The organism is Vibrio sp. HS-50-1 (assembly GCF_024747315.1).
GTDB classification, from domain to species: domain Bacteria; phylum Pseudomonadota; class Gammaproteobacteria; order Enterobacterales; family Vibrionaceae; genus Vibrio; species Vibrio diabolicus.
In genome coordinates this window covers 126,181-146,529 of record NZ_JAMPZF010000007.1, presented here as the reverse complement: position 1 = coordinate 146,529, position 20,349 = coordinate 126,181, and the positions used below count along the sequence as shown (strand labels likewise).

Annotated in this window: 22 protein-coding genes; 14 read left to right on the top strand and 8 right to left on the bottom strand. The window is 45.0% G+C overall.

The features are described from left to right. Window positions 1-24: 24 nt before the first annotated feature. The 3 genes from tcdA to NDJ01_RS06470 all read left to right on the top strand — a co-directional run bounded on the left by tcdA (window position 25) and on the right by NDJ01_RS06470 (window position 2,494). Entirely contained in the window at window positions 25-834 is an 810-nt protein-coding gene (tcdA, locus tag NDJ01_RS06480) for a tRNA cyclic N6-threonylcarbamoyladenosine(37) synthase TcdA (RefSeq protein WP_005380241.1), read from the top strand. A gap of 19 nt (window positions 835-853) precedes the next feature. Beyond that, window positions 854-1,282 carry a cysteine desulfurase sulfur acceptor subunit CsdE gene (csdE, locus tag NDJ01_RS06475; RefSeq protein WP_053809816.1) on the top strand — a complete coding sequence of 143 codons (429 nt, stop codon included), beginning with the start codon at window positions 854-856 and terminating at the stop codon, window positions 1,280-1,282. Between the two features lie 582 nt (window positions 1,283-1,864). Continuing rightward, window positions 1,865-2,494 carry a GGDEF domain-containing protein gene (locus NDJ01_RS06470; protein WP_258586454.1) on the top strand — a complete coding sequence of 210 codons (630 nt, stop codon included), beginning with the start codon at window positions 1,865-1,867 and terminating at the stop codon, window positions 2,492-2,494. A 33-nt stretch (window positions 2,495-2,527) separates the two neighbouring features. On the opposite strand, the gene csdA is transcribed toward NDJ01_RS06470, so the two are convergent. The 4 genes from csdA to NDJ01_RS06450 form a co-directional block, all read right to left on the bottom strand. Beyond that, entirely contained in the window at window positions 2,528-3,739 is a 1,212-nt protein-coding gene (csdA, locus tag NDJ01_RS06465) for a cysteine desulfurase CsdA (protein ID WP_145473552.1), read from the bottom strand. Next, the gene (locus tag NDJ01_RS06460; protein WP_006742560.1) at window positions 3,739-4,338 is read right to left on the bottom strand and encodes a DJ-1 family glyoxalase III; all 600 of its coding nucleotides are present in this window, start codon (window positions 4,336-4,338) and stop codon (window positions 3,739-3,741) included. The genes csdA and NDJ01_RS06460 overlap by 1 nt, the downstream gene beginning before the upstream one ends. Then, on the bottom strand, window positions 4,335-5,225 hold the full coding sequence (gene panE / locus NDJ01_RS06455) for a 2-dehydropantoate 2-reductase (protein ID WP_258586453.1): 891 nt from the start codon (window positions 5,223-5,225) through the stop codon (window positions 4,335-4,337). The genes NDJ01_RS06460 and panE overlap by 4 nt, the downstream gene beginning before the upstream one ends. Window positions 5,226-5,333: 108 nt before the next feature. Then, window positions 5,334-6,131, bottom strand: a complete 798-nt coding sequence (locus NDJ01_RS06450; protein ID WP_005385292.1) for an outer membrane protein OmpK — start codon at window positions 6,129-6,131, stop codon at window positions 5,334-5,336. A 323-nt stretch (window positions 6,132-6,454) separates the two neighbouring features. On the opposite strand from NDJ01_RS06450, the gene NDJ01_RS06445 reads away from it, so the two are divergent. Genes NDJ01_RS06445 through NDJ01_RS06430 form a run of 4 tightly spaced genes read left to right on the top strand, consistent with a single transcriptional unit; the run spans window position 6,455 to window position 9,691 of the window. After that, entirely contained in the window at window positions 6,455-7,051 is a 597-nt protein-coding gene (locus tag NDJ01_RS06445) for an LON peptidase substrate-binding domain-containing protein (protein WP_005380253.1), read from the top strand. Further along, on the top strand, window positions 7,048-8,406 hold the full coding sequence (locus tag NDJ01_RS06440) for a DUF4397 domain-containing protein (protein ID WP_258586452.1): 1,359 nt from the start codon (window positions 7,048-7,050) through the stop codon (window positions 8,404-8,406). The genes NDJ01_RS06445 and NDJ01_RS06440 overlap by 4 nt, the downstream gene beginning before the upstream one ends. A 44-nt stretch (window positions 8,407-8,450) precedes the next feature. After that, a complete protein-coding gene (locus NDJ01_RS06435) occupies window positions 8,451-9,035 on the top strand; it encodes an RNA polymerase sigma factor (protein ID WP_005380255.1) in 585 nt (194 codons plus the stop codon). Continuing rightward, window positions 9,032-9,691 carry a ChrR family anti-sigma-E factor gene (locus NDJ01_RS06430; protein ID WP_258586451.1) on the top strand — a complete coding sequence of 220 codons (660 nt, stop codon included), beginning with the start codon at window positions 9,032-9,034 and terminating at the stop codon, window positions 9,689-9,691. Before NDJ01_RS06435 ends, NDJ01_RS06430 begins: the two co-directional genes overlap by 4 nt. 63 nt (window positions 9,692-9,754) lie before the next feature. On the opposite strand, the gene NDJ01_RS06425 is transcribed toward NDJ01_RS06430, so the two are convergent. The 4 genes from NDJ01_RS06425 to NDJ01_RS06410 all read right to left on the bottom strand — a co-directional run bounded on the left by NDJ01_RS06425 (window position 9,755) and on the right by NDJ01_RS06410 (window position 13,480). After that, entirely contained in the window at window positions 9,755-11,107 is a 1,353-nt protein-coding gene (locus NDJ01_RS06425) for an AmpG family muropeptide MFS transporter (protein WP_006742554.1), read from the bottom strand. A 71-nt stretch (window positions 11,108-11,178) separates the two neighbouring features. Then, window positions 11,179-11,724: a peptidylprolyl isomerase gene (locus NDJ01_RS06420; RefSeq protein WP_012841483.1), complete on the bottom strand. Its 546-nt coding sequence runs from the start codon at window positions 11,722-11,724 to the stop codon at window positions 11,179-11,181. After that, window positions 11,724-12,293 (bottom strand): YajG family lipoprotein, encoded by a 570-nt coding sequence (locus tag NDJ01_RS06415; RefSeq protein ID WP_012841484.1) that lies wholly within the window; start codon window positions 12,291-12,293, stop codon window positions 11,724-11,726. The genes NDJ01_RS06420 and NDJ01_RS06415 overlap by 1 nt, the downstream gene beginning before the upstream one ends. 32 nt (window positions 12,294-12,325) lie before the next feature. Then, window positions 12,326-13,480: a methyltransferase gene (locus NDJ01_RS06410; protein ID WP_258586450.1), complete on the bottom strand. Its 1,155-nt coding sequence runs from the start codon at window positions 13,478-13,480 to the stop codon at window positions 12,326-12,328. 243 nt (window positions 13,481-13,723) lie between these two features. On the opposite strand from NDJ01_RS06410, the gene bolA reads away from it, so the two are divergent. From bolA to nqrF, 7 genes are all read left to right on the top strand, one after another. Then, the gene (gene bolA / locus NDJ01_RS06405) at window positions 13,724-14,032 is read left to right on the top strand and encodes a transcriptional regulator BolA (protein ID WP_005380262.1); all 309 of its coding nucleotides are present in this window, start codon (window positions 13,724-13,726) and stop codon (window positions 14,030-14,032) included. 473 nt (window positions 14,033-14,505) lie between these two features. Further along, complete coding sequence (locus tag NDJ01_RS06400) at window positions 14,506-15,846, top strand: Na(+)-translocating NADH-quinone reductase subunit A (RefSeq protein ID WP_041853022.1); 1,341 nt, start codon at window positions 14,506-14,508, stop codon at window positions 15,844-15,846. 5 nt (window positions 15,847-15,851) lie between these two features. Further along, window positions 15,852-17,096: an NADH:ubiquinone reductase (Na(+)-transporting) subunit B gene (locus NDJ01_RS06395; protein WP_006742551.1), complete on the top strand. Its 1,245-nt coding sequence runs from the start codon at window positions 15,852-15,854 to the stop codon at window positions 17,094-17,096. Continuing rightward, window positions 17,086-17,856, top strand: coding sequence for a Na(+)-translocating NADH-quinone reductase subunit C (locus tag NDJ01_RS06390; RefSeq protein ID WP_006742550.1), 771 nt, complete (start codon window positions 17,086-17,088; stop codon window positions 17,854-17,856). Before NDJ01_RS06395 ends, NDJ01_RS06390 begins: the two co-directional genes overlap by 11 nt. Next, window positions 17,856-18,488: an NADH:ubiquinone reductase (Na(+)-transporting) subunit D gene (locus tag NDJ01_RS06385; protein WP_005380269.1), complete on the top strand. Its 633-nt coding sequence runs from the start codon at window positions 17,856-17,858 to the stop codon at window positions 18,486-18,488. Before NDJ01_RS06390 ends, NDJ01_RS06385 begins: the two co-directional genes overlap by 1 nt. 7 nt (window positions 18,489-18,495) lie before the next feature. Next, window positions 18,496-19,092 carry an NADH:ubiquinone reductase (Na(+)-transporting) subunit E gene (nqrE, locus tag NDJ01_RS06380; protein ID WP_005380270.1) on the top strand — a complete coding sequence of 199 codons (597 nt, stop codon included), beginning with the start codon at window positions 18,496-18,498 and terminating at the stop codon, window positions 19,090-19,092. Window positions 19,093-19,125: 33 nt separating this feature from the next. Continuing rightward, window positions 19,126-20,349 (top strand): NADH:ubiquinone reductase (Na(+)-transporting) subunit F, encoded by a 1,224-nt coding sequence (gene nqrF, locus NDJ01_RS06375; RefSeq protein ID WP_005380271.1) that lies wholly within the window; start codon window positions 19,126-19,128, stop codon window positions 20,347-20,349.

Sequence of the window (20,349 nt, the reverse complement as noted above, 5' to 3'; positions counted from 1 at the left end):
TCTATCGATCATCTGGACTTCAATATGCGTGAACTCGATACCCCAGCATCTGACAGCTACAATCAACGCTTTGGCGGCACTCGTCGTCTTTATGGCAACAGCGAAGTGGACATTCTTCGCGCTGCACACGTTTGTGTGATTGGTATTGGTGGCGTAGGTTCATGGGCGGTGGAAGCGCTGGCTCGTACAGGGATCGGTGAGCTAACTCTGATTGATATGGACGATGTTTGTGTCACGAACATTAACCGCCAAATTCATGCGATGACGGGCACCGTTGGCCAAAGCAAAATTGAAGTGATGGCCGAGCGTGTCAAATTGATCAACCCAGAGTGTAAAGTCAACCTGATTGATGATTTCATCACGCCAGACAATCAACATGAGTACTTAAGCAAAGAGTTTGATTACGTGCTAGATGCGATTGACAGCGTAAAAGCGAAGGCGTCTTTGTTGGCGTATTGCCGCAGCAACAAGATCAAAGTGATCACTACGGGGGGCGCTGGTGGTCAGGTTGACCCAACGCAGATCATGGTCGCTGATTTAACGAAAACGATCCAAGATCCTCTAGCGAAGAAAATCAAAGACACCTTGCGTCGTCATCATAACTTCCCTAAGAATCCGGCTCGTAAGTTTGGTATTGATTGCGTGTTTTCAACCGAGCAGCTGAAGTACCCTCAAGCAGACGGTTCAGTGTGTGGTGTGAAGTCGACAGCGGAAGGCCCAAAACGTATGGATTGCGCTAGCGGTTTTGGTGCGGCGACTGTCGTAACTGCAACGTTTGGCTTTGTCGCGGTATCGCGAATCGTTGAGAAGTTGATTTCAAAATATAAGAAGTAAACTAGAAGAAGAGCGCATCATGACAGATTTTCCCGTTTCTCCATTTGGTACAGATATCACCAGCGAAGACATTGTAGCGACTATGCAGCAATTTAAAGGCTGGGAAGATCGTTACCGTCAGGTTATTCAGTGGGGTAAAAAGCTGCCACAAATGCCAGAAGAGCTGAAATCAGAACAAGTTACCGTTTCGGGCTGTGAAAGCTTGGTGTGGCTAGTGAGCCAAGAGCAAGATGGCGTTTGGCATTTTTGTGCGGACTCCGATGCGCGTATCGTCCGTGGGTTGATTGCCTTGGTAATGGCAGCTTATGACGGTAAAACGGCCGATCAAATTCAAGCATTTGATATTGATGCTTATTTTGATCAACTGGGGCTTGTCTCCCATTTAAGCCCGTCACGTGGTAATGGCTTGAAAGCTATTGTAGAGCAGATTAAGCAAACCGCCGTGTAACGAGTCATTTTCCCAATTCTTAAAAAACGCGAATAGCCTAGCTGTTTGGCGTTTTTTGTATCTGAGTTGAGATATTTTTTGCATATGGATAAAAAATATGCAAATGGTCGACTATTTTAGCGTTAATTAACCATTCTATTGATCCTGGTTCATTATATTGCCCACTTGGTTTTTATAAACTCAATTGTATTTAAAATTTGTCTATATTAGATAATAGACATATGCCCCATTAGCTCCTATTCCCCAATGTGGAAACACACTTGGAAGCGATTGGGTTACTTAGATACAAATGCTAGGAACCTCCCTATATGCAATTCACCTTGGAACATGCGCAAGACGTGTTATCCGGAATGCCAGACCCCACTTTTATTCTGAGTGAAGATGGTATCTATATTGATGTTTTTGGAGGAACAGATAAAAAAGCCTATCACGATGGAAGTAATTTGATAGGTGAGACGCTGCACAGCGTACTTGAGAAAGATAAAGCTGACTGGTTTATCGAACAGATAAATCGGTCACTGAAACAAGACAGTATTGTGACGATCGAGTACAAGATGTGCGCCGACAGCATTCAGGGAATAGATGCGCGACCTATACTACGAAGGAAAGATCTGCCCACTCGCTATAAAATACCGAGGTCGTCGCGTTGTCCTTATTCTTACACGTAACATCTCCAATCGCCACCGAGTTGAAACCCTTCTTCGCCATCAAAGCCAAATTGATGCTCTTACCAACATCTACAATCGACGTGTCTTTTTCGAAAAGCTCACAGAAGAAGTTATTAAATCCCAAGCTCCGGATTATCACTCCGCGTTGTTATTATTTGATTTGGATTTTTTTAAAGTCATCAATGATAAACGTAGTCATGATGCGGGGGATTATGTCTTAGAGACGTTAGCTGATTTGGTTTCTCACTTACTCGTCAAAGACGAAATTTTTGCAAGAGTCGGAGGGGAGGAGTTTGCGATTATTTTGCCAGAAACTTCTCTGTCGGCGGCGAAAGAGGTAGGAGAGGAAGTACGTTCCCATATTCAAAATTGTCAGTTCGAATTTGAAAAGATTGAAATTCCGGTCACGGTGAGTGTAGGCGTGGTGGAAATAGGCAGAAATGAAACCACCAAACGTTTGTATGCGCATGCAGATAAAGCGCTTTATGCTGCGAAAAGAAATGGCAGAAATTGCGTGGCGACTCTGGATAGGCAGATGGAGTAACCTTGTTGGTTACTCCAAATCAAACCGTTGGCGTTATAGCATGTCGACGGCTTTTTCTACGGCGGCGATGAGTCTATCCACATCTTCAGCCGTGTTATAAATACCAAAAGAAACGCGTACCGTGCCTTTAACGTTTAGCGCATCCATCAATGGGTGAGCGCAGTGGTGTCCTGCTCGTACCGCAATGCCTTGTTGATCGAGCAGCGTCGCCATGTCTTGGTGATGAACGCCGTCCATTACGAACGTCAGTACAGAGGCATTCGGTTGATAGCCTAGAATATGGATGTCATCCAACGCGTTTAGTGCTTGGTAGGCCTTATCCTGAAGCGCATGGAGATGATCCTCGACTGCGTGATGGTCAAAACCTTGGTACCACTCAATGGCTTTCGCTAAAGCAATCGCGCCCGCTACGTTTGGTGTGCCCGCTTCAAATTTGCCAGGAAGTGCTGAAAAGGTCGTTTTCTCGAAAGAAACGCGTTCAACCATTTTACCGCCGCCGTGCCATGGTGGCATAGCTTCTAACAACTCTAGTTTGCCGTATAGGACACCAATACCTGCTGGCGCATAAAGCTTGTGACCTGAGAAAACGTAAAAATCGATATCTGATACCGATAAATCAAGCTGCTCATGGACGATGCCTTGAGCGCCATCAATCACAACAACCGCGCCAACGCTGTGCGCTAGTTCAGTGATTTTTTCGATAGGTTGTCGTGTGCCCGTGACGTTGGTGATTTGCGCACAAGCAACAATTTTACAGCGGTCAGACAGAAGCACCTTAAATGCGCTGATGTCGAACTGGCAATCTGATGTCATTGGAACTTTTATGACTTTGGCGCCCGTTTGCTCTGCCACGATTTGCCAAGGCACGATGTTAGCGTGGTGCTCCATCTCGCTAATCAAGATCTCATCACCCGGTTGTAACGTGCTGCGGGCGTAAGTCTGAGCAATTAAGTTCAGTGCTTCGGTTGCGCCCCGTGTCCAAATGATCTCTTTAGAGCTGTTTGCACCAATAAAGTTTGCCACTCGTTCTCGTGCCGCTTCAAATTGGCTGGTGGCATTAGCCGTTAAACTATGACTGCCACGGTGAACATTGGCATTTTGCGCACTGTAGTAATGACTGATGACATCAATCACACATTGCGGTTTTTGCGTTGTCGCTGCGCTATCTAGATACACTAAGGGCGTATCGTTGACGGATTGATTTAGAGCGGGAAATTGCTCACGTACAGCATTTACGTCAAACATTATTCTTCACCAAGCTTATGGTAATGCAGAGTAGGCAGAGGGATCATTGGTTCAGCAACTGACCATGCGTGTTTTTTACCTGAGAGTTGAATGATTACTTCCATTGCGAACTCTAAAGCAGTGCCCGGACCTTGACTGGTGATAAGGTTGTGGTTGATATCAAAGGTCACGCGTTTGCTGCGCCACTTCTCTTCCGGGATATGTGACTGAAAGCTCGGGTGACAGGTCATCAGTGATTGTGGGAAAAGATCATGGTGTTGCAATACCAACGCCGGTGCTGCGCAGATAGCAGCGACCAACTTTCCCTCGTAGATGTGCTGCTTAAGGATTTCTATCATCACCGTGCTATCACGAAAAATTTCTGCACCACCAACACCACCAGAAAGCGCTATGGCGTCAAACTCATCATCAGCGATATCGACCAGCTTACAATCGGCTGTTAGTGTGACTCCGCGAGAAGCTTTCATCGTCAATGAGCCATCAAAAGCAGCACTCGCTACCGTAACGTCATAACCCGCGCGAACCATCATGTCGATAACGGTGACGGCTTCCATTTCTTCGGTGCCCGGAGCGATTGGCACTAAGATTTTCTTACTCATTGTTCTGTCCAGCTTTGTTCTATTTGTTTGATGCGTTGGTAAAGTTTTAAATTCTCAGGCGTATTGATGCGATGTTTCTCGGCAGCCTTTAACAAGTATCCGGTTATAAAATCAATTTCCGTTCGACGTTGATGGAATACGTCTTGCTTCATTGAAGAATAGTTCTCAGCTGTGGCGTTCACCACTTGCATTACCGTATCGAAAAGAGAGCGATACTCGATAGCAATACCTTCTTTACTCATTACTTCAACCAGTTCTTGAGTGATGCTTTCGAGTTGTATCTTAAACTCGGGCTGCGCAAGCTCACCATTCTTACACTGGTGAATCGCAGTCAGTGGGTTAATCGCGCAGTTGATCGCTAACTTAGTCCATAACGCAGATTGGATGTGTGGATTCCAAATGGCCTCTGGAAGGGCATGATGCATAACATCTTGCAGAAAAGCGCACTGCATTCCTTTGTCATTATAACCACCCACTTGCGTTGTTCCGTGACCGGTATGCAGTACGTGTTGGTTATCTGGTTTGTATGCGCCGTGCGTCGTTGTGGCGAGCACTATCGGATTGTTTGGCAGAGCCTTCTCCACGCCAGAGGCGGTACCCATACCATTGTGCATCAGCATGATAATCGTGTCAGCGTTGATATGAGGCAGTAAAGGCTGAATGGCGTCTTCCACTTGCCAAGCTTTTACCGTGATCAAAATGAGATCCGCTTGATTTACGGAGGAAATATCTTGATTACTGAATACGATTGCGGGTGTGTCATCCAACTGAAGTGATTGTTGGCTTTCAGAGCTTCTTCCCCACAATGAAACATTGTGCCCGGCAAGCTTAAATTTTGTTGCCCAGAGTGAGCCAACCGCACCTGGACCGAGGATAAGGATATTCACCAAACGCTCTCATTAAAAAGGTTTGCTGCAAGGATAATGAGGGAAAAAAGGAAAGCAAATAAAAATGGCGCCAAAAGGCGCCATTTTTGAGCAAACTTAGTGGTTCAATTAGAACTTGTAAGTTACAGCTAGGTAGTGGCCAAAGCCAGTTGACTTAAACCCATCAGTATCTTTGATACCGTACACGTCTTTGTAGCCTTTTAGACCGTAACCCACTGCGAAGCGGTCTGAGTGCCAGTAGATACCGTTGAACATTGCACCACCGTTTGACGCGGTTGAACCAAATTTGTTACCTGCATCATCATCCATACCGAATTGGTAATCGATGTAGCCTTGGTAAGAAATGAATGAACCGTTCTCGAAGAAGTAGAATGGTTTGAACCAGTTAGTCGAGATTTGGAAACCGTTCCAATCCTTTTTGTTGCCGTCGTAAGTGCCGTATAGGTTAACACCAACTTTACCAAACCAAGGAACCATTACGTCAGAACCTAGACCGATTTTTTGAGAGTTAACACCAGAGTTACCACCCCACTCGATTAGAGTTGCAACGTATAGTTCTTGAACAGGACCGAAAGATAGGTCTTTACCAGTTACCGCATCTAGAGACATACGTGGAGCGAATTTCATAAAGATCTTCTCTGCGCCAGCTTTGTCGCTACCTGGATCAGAAGTTAGGTTGAATACATCAACGTAGCCGTAAAGGTCGAAGATACCAGAGCGGCCGCCGAATTCCATTTCTAGGTAGTCGTGTGAAGACTCACCTGGAAGTTCGTCAAATGCACCCATTAGGTTAAATTGCATCCACTTGTAATCGTTTTTGTGGATATCGCCGTCAGAGTAATCTGCCGCCATAACTGGAGCTGAAGTAGCCGCTAGAAGGCTAAGAGCTAAAAGTGATTTACGCATAAGGGGACTCTCTATGTTTGTAATGATTCAGAACACGCAATCTGTGCTGCGCTTTCCAATTGGCGGGAATAATAGCGATAAAAATCCCAAATGAAAGTGATAAAGGGTGCAAAATTGAACGTTTTTGGTGAGTTGCGTCACGAAATTATCTTTATTTACGGAACTTTTTGTTTGTTGCATTTGATTGCAATAAATATGTGATTTGGATCGTTTGCGTAAGCGATTTTATGACTTTTTAAGCCAGTCGATTAACCAACATAAATCGTTAGTGATCGGAGTGATAAGGGATTCGTATGTATCGGTGAATCAAAGAGGACGTTTGAATGAAAGAAGTCATGTTATTCCCACTCACTTCAGTTGTACTCCCTGAAGGTAAAATGAATCTGCGCATTTTTGAGCCACGATATAAGCGAATGGTAAAGGAATGCAGCCTACAAAATGTGGGCTTTGGAGTTTGCCTAGTAGGTAGTGAGGGTGACCCTAAAGACGTGGGAAATGTTTCATCTATCGGAACTTTGGTCAGGATCGTTGATTTTGAAACACTCAGTGATGGTCTTCTTGGTATTACAGTCGCTGGTGAGAAACGCTTTGTTGTCAAACGAGTTCGTGCAGATGCGGACGGCTTACGCCATGCAGAGGTCGAATGGTTAGACAATTGGCAACATCCAGACAACTCACCAGATTTCTTCTATTTAAGCCAGCAGTTATCCCATGTTTATGAAGAGTTTCCTCAACTTGGAAACCTCTACCAGCATCGTTTTTACGATGACTCAGCTTGGGTGACCCAGCGCTGGCTTGAATTACTTCCTTTAGACTGCAATCTGTTCGAACAGCTCGTTGGCGCAGAGAACTGCATTCCTGCGTTGCAATTTCTGACAGAAGCCATAGAAGCCCCGACTAACAAAGAGGCAAGGATATGAAAGGATTTAATAAAGCTGCGCTAACTATTGTTGCGACATTAGGACTGGCGGCGTGTGGCTCCGACAGTGACACTATCGAGTATTCCAATTTACAAGCAGTGCACGCGTCTTCTGATGCGCCGCTTGCAAATGTGTGGATCAACGATAAACCATCATTAACGAATGTTGATTATGGTGTGGGATCTGGCTACGTTAAATTGCGAGAGGGGATGAATTCGATTCAGGTCGATGTTCAGCTCCCAGGTAATGAAACCGCGACCGTAATACCTAAAACAGAACTAGATCTTGATTCCGACCTCAATTATAACGTGTTCGTTGTTGGCGATGCCGATGGTTCGCCAAACCCAGTTGAGCCTTTAGTTGTGACTCGCAGCGCCGATTCAATGGCTGATGCCAATAGTCTAGATGTTCAAGTTGTTCATGCAGCTTCAGGCGTTCCTGCTGTTGATCTTTATGTCACTGAGCCAGGTGTTGCTCTTGCTAGCGCGACTCCAATAACTAACCTTGCTTACAAAGCTTCTACCGACGTATTGAACATCCCAGCTGGTGAGTATCAAGTTCGACTTGCCGTAGGAGACAGCGTTGCTTTTGACTCGGGCACAGTATCTCTTGCGGCTAATTCCAACTTGACGATTGCCGCTATCGGCACAGGAGATTCGAATAGCACGTCCCCTGTCAAACTCTTGGTGTTGGACGGTTCGGGCTCTTCTATAATTGAAGATATGGGCAGCCAAGCTGAAGTAAGAGTCGGACACCTTGTCGATGGAGCGCCAGTCGTCGATGTTAACGTTAACGGGGCGGCCTTCGCTCCTCTTGCCGACTTAGCGTTCAAAGAGATTCGTGGTTATTTGGATCTTGCTGCTGGCGCTTACGATATTGACGTTTACGTGGATGGCACAACAACCAGTCCGATCATAGATGTTGACGGATTAATGGTTGCGGGTGGAATGGATTACAGTGTTTACGCAGTCGGTGTTGTTAGCCCAGCGATTGATATCGAAGCTCTGGTTGTTGAAGATATGAGACGCGCTGTGGCGACTAGCGCGACGTTGAATGTGACACACGCGGCGGCGAATCCTATAGCGGAAATGGTGGATATTTACCTCACTACGAGTGCAGGAATAGATGGAAGTGATCCAACTATTGCTAATTTTGCGTATAAAGATAGCGTACAAGGATTATATGTCGCTGAAGGTACCTATTATGTAACCGTGACAGTGGCAGGCGATCCAAGTACGGTTGCTGTTGATTCAGCACCAGTCAATGTGATGAATGGTGTTGTGTATCAGGTGGTTGCCATTGATGATGGGAACAACGGTGGCTTCAACTTGTTGGTTGATGACGTTACCGATTAGGATGAATGGGAGGAGATGACTCCTCCCTAAAATTAAGGCCGATTATGATGAGTGATAGCCCAAAAAAACTGGGGCGCAGTGATTGGAACGATTACATGGACAAAGTGAAGGCTCGAGATAAAGACGCGTTCGCTTTTGTATTCCGTTTTTACGCACCCAAGCTGAAGCAATTCGCTTACAAACATGTTGGTAATGAGCAAGTTGCTATGGAGATGGTGCAAGAGACCATGGCGACAGTTTGGCAGAAAGCGCACCTCTATGATGGTGAAAAGAGCGCGTTATCGACTTGGATATATACCATAATCCGAAACCTTTGTTTTGATTTGCTGAGAAAACAGAAAGGTAAGGAATTACACATTCATTCTGATGACATTTGGCCGTCAGAGTATTATCCACCTGATCTTGTTGATCACTATTCACCAGAGCAAGATATGTTGAAAGAACAGGTGGTTAAGTTTTTAGATATATTACCGAAAAACCAGAGAGATGTTTTACAAGCGGTATATCTTGAAGAGCTACCTCATCAACAGGTCGCGGAATTATTTGATATACCCCTCGGTACCGTAAAATCCAGGCTGAGGCTTGCAGTAGAAAAGCTAAGGCATTCAATGCATACGGAGCAACTATGAACAAACACCCAGATAACAGCTTGCTAGAAGCATACGCTTCGGGAAGCATTGATGCAGTTTCTGGTCTTGTGGTCGCAACCCATTTAGAAACATGCACCAAGTGCCGAGCTTATGTGAACCAAGTCGAAGCCAGCCAAGCGAATATCGTGAGCGACATCCCCTCTGAACATGTCCCTGAATTCGACGATATGTTCAATGATATTATCAATGCGGAGCCAGCGACAGATAACATCGTTATCCGAGATCCTGCCGCAGTGAATGTTGCAGGAAAGAGCTTTGAACTTCCCAAAACCTTAGCGCGTTTCTCTGACCTTGTAGGGTCATGGAGAAGTTACGGAGGCAAGGTTTTCAGTGCTCAGATTGATCTAGGGGAAGATGCTCGTGTTAGCTTAATGTACATCGGAGAAGATGTGCAAATCCCTCAACATACGCACAAAGGCTTAGAATCTACATTGATCCTACATGGTGGGTTTAGTGATGAGGATGGCCAATATGAAGAGGGCGATTTGATGATTAGAGACGCGTCAGTGAAGCACAGCCCTTACACTAAGGCCGGAGAAGATTGCTTGTGTTTAACCGTACTGACTGAGCCGATGATCTTTACTCAAGGTGTGGCACGTATATTTAATATGTTTGGCAAAGGGCTATACCCATAGACCTCTTATCTTATATCTCGCAAAACAAAAACCACCGAATTCGGTGGTTTTTTGATGCGCTTCTTAGTGCTTGTGACGTGCCTTTTCCAATAGAGCATCAAAGTAATGTCGTAGCGAGTACAACATAATCAAGCTTGGCACGACCATAACAGCGGTAAGCACAAAGAACGTGCTCCAGTCATTGAGGTAGTCCACCAGTTCTCCACTGAAAGAAGCAAGAGTCGTTCGTCCGAAGTTGCCCAAAGAGGCAAGCAACGCATACTGAGTTGCCGAGAATGCTTGTCCGGTTAGAATCGTCAAAAATGAAACAAAAGCGACAGTTGAGAAAGCAGTCGTAAAGTTATCGACAATTATGGTTGCTAAGTATAGGTGCTCATTTGGGCCTACCGATGCAATCCAAGCAAACATCAAGTTGCTGGCAGACATAGCAATACCGCCGATCATTAATCCACGTACAATACCAAACCTGACGTTGAACATACTTCCGACAAAGGTAAAGAAGATAGTGGCTCCCCATCCGATCAGTTTGGAGTAATAACCAATTTGTTCGTTACTAAAACCAATATCTTTATAGAACGCGATCGACATCCTGCCCAAAAACGCTTCGCCAATTTTGAATAGGAAAACGAACAGCAAAAGAGTAATCGCGACACGGACGCCATTGCGATTAAAGAAGTCAAGGAAAGGTTCTACAACAGTCACAGTAAACCAAGCCACGACTTTTGAACCAACCACTTCTTTGTGGCGTTGTTCAGCGGCAGACTGAAGTTGTTCGCGTTGAGTCTTCGGTTCACCGACTAAAATCGTAAAGACCATTAGAATGCCGACTATCACCGCCATCCCGTAATACACGCCATTCCAACCGACGCTATCAGCATTAACAAACGCTAAATAACCCGGTAGTGAATAACCTGTCCACCAGCCAATGACCGCCATTGCAGAAGCTTGTGGCAGCTTAGATTCTTCTGATTTTGGGAAAGTATCAATACGAAAAGCATCTATCGCGATGTCTTGTGTGGCTGATGCGGTTGCAATACACAAGGCGAGTAGAGACGCGAACACCAAGTTCTCTGCTGGATTCACGCCCGCAATAAATACCGTCGCGACGAGTACGATGCTTTGACAGAAGAAAATCCAGCTACGCCTTTGTCCAAGTAGTCGATAGAGCACTGGTAGCTTCACCCGGTCTACGAGTGGCGCCCAGAGAAAGTTAATTGCATAAACCGCAAAGACACTACCAAAGTAGCCTATTGCGGATAGGGTCAAACCAGCGTCTTTTAGCCAGCCAGACATATTTGAACCGATAAGTACCCACGGAAAGCCGCTAGAGCAGCCCAACATGAAAACCCACATGAGTCGTTTATCGAGGTAACTTTTTACCGTTTCCAACCAAGTGATGGAAGGTAATGAAGACATAAATCAATCCAATAAAATGAAGCCGTTGAAAGAGAAAGCCCTTCGATTATTCAAAGGGCTTATCGTTTTGGCTATTTAAGTAGTGTTGCTTTAGTGATGACGATTTGAGTCTCGGGAACATCACGCATACCACGAGTCGTCGTAGTTGGCTGTTTTGCCATTTTTTGGATAATGTCGAATCCTTCCGTGACCTCGCCAAATACAGCATAACCCGGTGGACGAGCGCCGTAGTTTAGAAAATCATTGTCGACTAAATTGATAAAAAACTGACGAGTAGCAGAGTCAGGCGCGTTGGTGCGCGCCATTGCAATCGTCGCACGGTCGTTATTTAAACCGTTATTACCCTCGTTTTTGATTGGAGCGTAAGTCTTCACCATTTGCATATCTTGGTTAAAGCCACCACCTTGCGCCATAAAGCCTGGAATAACGCGGTGAAAAATAGTGCCTTCATAGCTACCGTCTTCTACATATTTCAGGAAGTTCGCTACCGTAATCGGCGCTTTCTCTTCATTCAGTTCGACAGTAAATGAACCTAACGTTGTTTCAAACGCCACTTTTGGTCCAGCCCAAACGCTGCAGCTGAGTAGCGCGAGAGAAAGAATTGCCTTGCGTAACATTAGAAACGCTCCTGCATGTACTGACGAAGCTCAGGATCATTGGCAATTTCTTTAAGTGTTAATGTCACTACATCATTCAGTGTTTGCTCAATGTCGGCATCAGACGCACTCAATGTGCCAGAACGCTTCGCAGTGCCTGTGTAAGTTTTGACCAGCTTGCCTTCTGGTGTTTCTGCGGTGATTTCAAGCACGACTTTCGCATCCATCTCATTTTCCATCACCGAATGTTTTACGTTAACTAATGCTTCTTGAACGTTTAATTCAATTGCATTGTTGCTGTTTAGATCGGCATGGAAGCCCTGAGATGAAAACTGCTTCTCTAATGCTTCTTCTAACGCAATACGTAAATTCTGTTTAGCATGAAGAGGAAGAATGTTCGAACGGCCGTTATCCACCAACGCCACGTACTGCGCTGCACGTACATCTTTGCTGGTCAAGCTGTAAGTCTTGCCTTGAACAATTGGATTGGTGCTCAGTGTGCTTTCTGGCATCAAATTCAGCTGAGGCTGTTGAGGCGCTGAACACGCAGCAAGCAACGCAACCGAAGCCGCAAGTACCAATTTTCTCATTTTATTATTCCTTTTAACTATTTTGCTAAAGCTTATTTTGCGCTTAATTTAGCAGGATTTTTTGTGGCCTGTAAAATCACAAACTTATTGTTGGAAGCGATAAGTTTCACATTCTTATCGCCAAACAGCCGTTTTAGTTTTGCGTCGTAACCAAGATGACGATTTCCAATCACCAGTAACTTACCACTTTCACTCAATACTTGCTTTGCATCACAGAACATTTGCCAAGCAATATGATCGGTGATGGCCTGCTGTTGGTGAAAGGGTGGGTTACACATAATCATAGAGCAGCTGTTGTGTTTAAAACCGTCCAAACAATTGTTTGCAACACACTGTATGTCTCTATTTTCACCAAGGTTATCTAGCAGGTTCTGCTTCGCGGACTCAAGCGCCATAAAGCTTTCATCAACACATGTTAATCGAGCATTCGGATTCAGCTGACCAAACTTCACAGACAGAACACCATTACCGCAACCGAGATCGATAACATTATCTACCAATGGGTCATGAGGTAGGTGCTGCAGCATAAAACGCGCACCTAAATCTAAGCTTTCTCCTGAATAGACATTTGGCATGTTCTTGAGTTCGATATCTTCGCCATCAACGCGCCAAGTAGTGAAAGGGCTCACTTCAATTGTTGGTTCAACCGTTGCTTGAGCAAATACCAATCGGTGCTTTTTCCATGCCAGAGATGTTTTTGTCTCACCCAAGTATTTTTCAAACAGTTTTAGCGTTGAAGTATGAATGTCTTTCGCTTTATTAACTGCAATGATGGGGCAGGATGCAGGCAGTGCTTTTCTTAACTGACTGAGTATCCAAACGAGGTGACGGTTACTTTTTGGCAGTTGCAGCAATACGAGATCAGTATTGGAAGGTACGGGATCCATCGTGGTTGCAAACGCTACCTTATTGCACTGGTTTTGCTCAAGGTTCTGCTGCACACCTTTATGAGAAATGAAAGAATCACTCATTAGCGTCACATGGTGCTTTTCTGAAAACCAGCAGGAGAGGGCACCAAAGCTGTCATTAATCACGAGGATGTTTTGATTGTCTGGCAAAGCAAGTTCTTCAACATGATTAATAAGATACTCATCACCGGCATCCCACGCTTGTAGAGTTTCATTGCTGCGTTTTGGGAAACGATGAAGTGTTAAGCTTCGCTCGTGAATATTCAGTTCGGTTTTCATAGCTAAATGTAAGTTGATTTAGAAATTAAGTGTTATTGTCGCAAATGATGACGTGTCGAGATACAAAAAGCTGTCAAATTTTACGTGTTCAGTGGTGGTCGCTCTCTAGGCATGTTCGTAGCGTCAAGCGCTTTGAAATCAGTTGAACGTAAAATGCATCAATAATGAGAGTGATGTTTGAGTGATACACGTCTGCTTTACTTAGGTATATACTTATGGAATTCGCATCAATGAGGAACGAATATGATCCAAGAAATCATAGAGAAGAAACTACACAGTGAGCTGCAACCAAGCTATCTCAAAGTGATTAATGAGAGCTACATGCATAATGTGCCACCAGGCTCGGAGAGTCACTTCAAAGTGATTGTTGTGAGTGATTCGTTCGCGGGACAGCGTTTGATTGGACGCCATCGCCAAGTTCATCAAATTTTGGCAGATGAGCTAGATAACCACATTCATGCACTAGCTATCCATACATACACTGATGAAGAGTGGAAGCGAGAACAAGATGGCGCTCCTGATAGCCCTATGTGTATGGGTGGCGGTCACTAAAGACGCAAAATATAAAGGTGCAGAGAAAAGGTGGCTAAGGCCATCTTTTTTCGTTTTACATTCTTTAGGGGCATTGATGTGGCACAAATTCTGGTTAAAAAATGTGTTAACAGTGTTTCAACAAATGAATGGAAATTGCAGGATATTTCAGGCGATGAATATGACTTTTCCATAAGATATGTATGGAATATGGCATTTGTGCGATCGGTCAAAGTTATGACTATTCTTTGACCTTTTAGACCTGATTCTACCGAAATAACCCCTCTATTCTAATGATTGGTCATGGCATCAAGTTCCTAAAAAATGCTAGACTACGGCACCTGATAAATCTCGCGTATTCCTTGTGACGAGATTTTTAATAGGATGTTGCGATTTTGATGTTTAAAACAACATCAAAACCGGACACTGATGTCGTGTCTAAAAGTTACGCAATCAAAAGAATCTTTTTCCCGATAAAAGTAGTGCAAGTGCGTATGATTACAATAAAGAAGGGCTTGGATCTTCCTATCGCAGGAACTCCATCCCAGGTGATTAATGATGGTAAGACCATCAAAAAAGTCGCCTTGCTTGGCGAAGAGTACGTTGGCATGCGTCCTACCATGCATGTCCGCGTTGGTGATGAAGTGAAAAAAGCGCAAGTTCTTTTTGAAGATAAAAAGAACCCTGGCGTGAAATTTACTGCACCAGCAGCCGGTAAAGTGATCGAAGTTAACCGTGGCGCTAAACGTGTCCTTCAATCTGTAGTGATTGAAGTGGCAGGTGAAGAGCAGGTGACATTTGATAAGTTCGAAGCCGCTCAACTTTCAGGTCTAGATCGTGAAGTGATCAAGACTCAGTTGGTTGACTCTGGCCTATGGACCGCTTTACGTACTCGTCCGTTTAGCAAGGTTCCTGCAATCGAGTCTTCTACTAAGGCTATTTTCGTAACTGCAATGGATACTAATCCACTAGCAGCTAAGCCTGAGTTGATCATTAATGAGCAACAAGAAGCATTCATTGCTGGTCTAGACATTCTTTCAGCCCTGACAGAAGGCAAGGTTTACGTATGTAAATCTGGCACTAGTTTGCCACGCTCTTCACAGTCTAACGTAGAAGAACACGTCTTCGATGGCCCTCACCCAGCAGGTCTTGCTGGCACCCACATGCATTTCCTATACCCAGTGAATGCAGAAAATGTGGCATGGAGCATCAACTACCAAGACGTTATCGCGTTCGGTAAGCTGTTCCTAACTGGTGAGCTATACACAGATCGTGTTGTGTCTCTAGCTGGTCCAGTTGTGAATAACCCTCGTCTAGTTCGTACCGTAATCGGTGCAAGCTTGGATGACCTAACAGATAACGAGCTGATGCCTGGCGAAGTTCGTGTGATTTCTGGTTCTGTACTGACAGGTACACATGCAACTGGTCCACACGCATACCTTGGCCGTTACCATCAACAGGTTTCTGTATTACGTGAAGGCCGTGAGAAAGAACTATTTGGCTGGGCAATGCCTGGTAAGAATAAGTTCTCGGTAACTCGCTCTTTCCTTGGTCACGTATTCAAAGGTCAGTTGTTCAATATGACAACGACGACCAATGGTAGTGATCGTTCAATGGTTCCAATTGGCAACTACGAACGCGTAATGCCTCTAGATATGGAGCCTACTCTGCTGCTTCGTGATCTATGTGCAGGTGATACAGACAGTGCTCAAGCACTGGGTGCGCTTGAACTGGATGAAGAAGATCTAGCATTGTGTACCTTTGTATGTCCAGGTAAGTACGAGTACGGTACGTTACTTCGTGAATGCCTAGATACTATCGAGAAGGAAGGGTAATTTTCATGGCTCTTAAAAAGTTTCTTGAAGACATCGAGCATCATTTTGAGCCTGGTGGTAAACACGAAAAATGGTTTGCCCTGTACGAAGCTGTAGCAACAGTTTTTTACACTCCAGGTATCGTAACAAATAAAAGCTCGCACGTTCGTGATAGCGTTGACCTAAAACGTATCATGATCATGGTTTGGTTTGCGGTATTCCCAGCAATGTTCTGGGGTATGTACAACGCAGGTGGCCAAGCTATTGCAGCGCTTAACCACATGTACGCTGGTGATCAACTAGCGACAGTTATCTCTGGTAACTGGCACTACTGGCTAACTGAAATGCTGGGCGGAACGATTGCCGCTGATGCAGGGGTTGGCAGTAAGATGCTACTAGGTGCGACCTACTTCCTACCTATCTACGCAACAGTATTCCTTGTTGGTGGTTTCTGGGAAGTGCTTTTCTGTATGGTGCGTAAGCACGAAGTAAACGAAGGCTTCTTTGTTACTTCTATCTTGTTCGCACTTATCGTTCCACCAACGCTACCTCTATGGCAAGCGGCACTAGGTATCACATTTGGTGTTGTTGTTGCGAAGGAGATCTTCGGTGGTACAGGTCGTAACTTCCTTAACCCTGCACTTGCAGGTCGTGCATTCCTATTCTTCGCTTACCCAGCGCAAATCTCGGGTGACGTAGTATGGACTGCAGCTGACGGCTTCTCTGGTGCAACTGCTCTTAGCCAATGGGCTCAAGGTGGTAACGGTGCTCTAGTTAACACAGTAACTGGTTCTCCTATCACTTGGATGGACGCTTTCATCGGTAACATCCCTGGCTCTATTGGTGAAGTATCGACTCTAGCTCTAATGATCGGTGCAGCGATGATCGTTTACATGCGAATCGCTTCATGGCGCATCATTGCGGGCGTAATGATCGGTATGATTGCAGTATCGACTCTGTTTAACGTGATCGGTTCTGACACTAACCCAATGTTCAACATGCCATGGCACTGGCACCTAGTTCTAGGTGGTTTTGCATTCGGTATGTTCTTCATGGCAACGGACCCAGTATCAGCGTCATTTACTAACAAAGGTAAATGGTGGTACGGCATCCTGATTGGTGCAATGTGTGTGATGATCCGCGTAGTTAACCCGGCGTACCCAGAAGGTATGATGCTGGCGATTCTATTCGCGAACCTATTCGCACCTCTGTTCGACCATGTAGTGATTGAGAAGAACATCAAGCGGAGACTAGCACGCTATGGCAAGTAATAACGACAGCATTAAAAAGACGCTGGGTGTTGTTATCGGGTTGAGCCTTGTTTGTTCAATCATCGTATCAACAGCAGCAGTAGGTCTGCGTGATAAGCAAAAAGCTAACGCTGTCCTAGATAAGCAATCAAAGATCGTTGAAGTTGCAGGCATTGACGCGAACGGTAAGAAAGTACCAGAGCTATTTGCTGAGTACATCGAACCTCGTCTGGTAGACCTTGAAACAGGTAACTTTACTGAGGGTAATGCATCTACGTACGATCAGCGCGAAGCATCAAAAGATGCAGAACGTTCAATCGCATTGACACCAGAAGAAGACGTCGCTGATATCCGTCGTCGTGCGAATACAGCAGTGGTGTACTTAGTAAAAGACCAAGATGAAGTCCAAAAAGTTATCTTGCCTATGCACGGTAAAGGACTATGGTCGATGATGTATGCCTTTGTAGCCGTTGAAACTGATGGTAACACTGTGTCTGCTATTACTTACTACGAGCAAGGTGAAACTCCTGGACTTGGTGGTGAAGTAGAGAACCCTTCATGGCGCGATCAATTCATTGGCAAGAAATTGTACAATGAAGATCATCAGCCAGCGATTAAGGTCGTGAAAGGCGGCGCACCGCAAGGTTCTGAGCACGGTGTTGATGGCCTATCAGGAGCAACGCTCACTAGTAATGGTGTTCAACACACATTTGACTTCTGGTTGGGTGATAAGGGCTTTGGTCCTTTCCTAGCAAAAGTTCGTGACGGAGAACTTAACTAATGTCTAGTGCACAAAACGTTAAAAAGAGCATTCTAGCGCCAGTATTGGATAACAACCCAATCGCGCTACAAGTTCTTGGTGTATGTTCTGCTCTTGCAGTAACAACTAAACTAGAAACAGCTTTTGTAATGACGCTAGCGGTAACATTTGTAACTGCGTTGTCTAACTTCTCTGTTTCATTGATCCGTAACCACATTCCTAACAGTGTGCGTATCATCGTTCAGATGGCAATTATCGCATCGCTAGTAATCGTGGTAGACCAGGTGCTAAAAGCTTACCTATACGATATCTCTAAACAGCTATCTGTATTCGTTGGTCTGATTATCACTAACTGTATCGTAATGGGTCGTGCTGAAGCATTCGCAATGAAGTCTGCGCCAGTACCATCTCTTATTGACGGTATTGGTAACGGTCTAGGTTACGGTTTCGTTCTTATCACTGTAGGTTTCTTCCGTGAGCTATTTGGCTCAGGCAAACTATTTGGCCTAGAAGTTCTACCTCTAGTGAGCAACGGTGGTTGGTACCAGCCTAACGGCCTAATGCTACTAGCACCATCAGCATTCTTCCTAATCGGCTTCCTTATCTGGGTAATCCGTATTCTGAAACCAGAACAAGTAGAAGCGAAGGAGTAAGGACGTCATGGAACATTACATTAGTCTGTTAGTTAAATCGATTTTCATCGAAAACATGGCTCTGTCTTTCTTCCTAGGTATGTGTACTTTCCTTGCCGTATCTAAGAAGGTTAAGACCTCTTTCGGCCTAGGTGTTGCAGTTGTGGTAGTACTGACTATCGCTGTTCCTGTGAACAACCTAGTATACAACCTAGTTCTGAGAGAGAACGCGTTAGTTGAGGGCGTGGACCTTAGCTTCCTAAACTTCATCACCTTTATCGGTGTAATTGCAGCACTTGTACAGATTCTAGAGATGGTTCTAGACCGTTTCTTCCCACCTTTGTACAACGCGCTAGGCATCTTCCTACCGCTGATCACAGTAAACTGTGCAATCTTCGGTGGTGTATCTTTCATGGTACAACGTGACTACAACTTTGCTGAATCTATCGTTTACGGTTTCGGCTCTGGTGTGGGCTGGATGCTGGCAATCGTTGCTCTTGCAGGTATCCGTGAGAAGATGAAGTACTCTGACGTACCTCCAGGTCTACGTGGTCTTGGTATCACATTTATCACTGTAGGTCTTATGGCGTTAGGCTTTATGTCTTTCTCTGGTGTTCAACTGTAAGTCGGGTAAACCGCAACAATTAAGGAATAGTCAATGGACATTATTCTTGGTGTAGTGATGTTTACTCTGATCGTACTTGCACTAGTACTAGTGATTCTTTTCGCTAAGTCTAAGCTTGTACCAACAGGTGACATTACAATTTCTGTGAACGATGACCCTTCTCTGGCGATCGTTACACAACCAGGTGGTAAGCTACTGAGTGCTCTAGCCGGTGCTGGCGTATTCGTATCTTCTGCTTGTGGTGGCGGTGGCTCATGTGGTCAGTGTCGCGTAAAAGTTAAATCAGGTGGTGGCGACATCCTACCAACCGAGCTTGACCATATTACTAAAGGTGAAGCACGTGAAGGTGAGCGTCTAGCGTGTCAGGTTGCTATGAAAACTGACATGGACATCGAGCTTCCTGAAGAAATCTTCGGCGTTAAGAAGTGGGAATGTACCGTTATCTCTAACGATAACAAAGCGACATTCATCAAAGAGCTTAAGCTACAAATTCCAGATGGCGAATCAGTACCTTTCCGTGCTGGTGGTTACATCCAGATTGAAGCACCTGCTCACCACGTGAAATACGCAGACTACGATATTCCTGAGGAATACCGTGAAGACTGGGAGAAGTTCAACCTTTTCCGTTACGAGTCTAAAGTTAACGAAGAGACCATCCGTGCATACTCAATGGCTAACTACCCAGAAGAGCACGGTATCATCATGCTTAACGTTCGTATCGCGACTCCGCCGCCGAACAACCCAGACGTACCACCAGGCATCATGTCTTCGTACATCTGGTCTCTAAAAGAAGGCGACAAGTGTACTATTTCTGGTCCATTTGGTGAGTTCTTTGCGAAAGATACAGATGCAGAAATGGTATTCGTTGGTGGTGGTGCTGGTATGGCTCCGATGCGCTCACACATCTTCGACCAACTTAAGCGTCTACACTCTAAGCGTAAGATGTCTTTCTGGTACGGCGCACGTTCTAAGCGTGAAATGTTCTACGTAGAAGACTTCGATATGCTACAAGCTGAGAATGACAACTTCGTATGGCACTGTGCACTGTCTGATCCACTTCCAGAAGATAACTGGGATGGTTACACTGGCTTTATTCACAACGTTCTTTACGAGAACTATCTACGTGATCACGAAGCGCCAGAAGACTGTGAATACTACATGTGTGGTCCACCTATGATGAACGCTGCTGTTATCGGCATGCTAAAAGATCTAGGTGTAGAGGATGAAAACATCCTACTAGATGACTTCGGTGGTTAA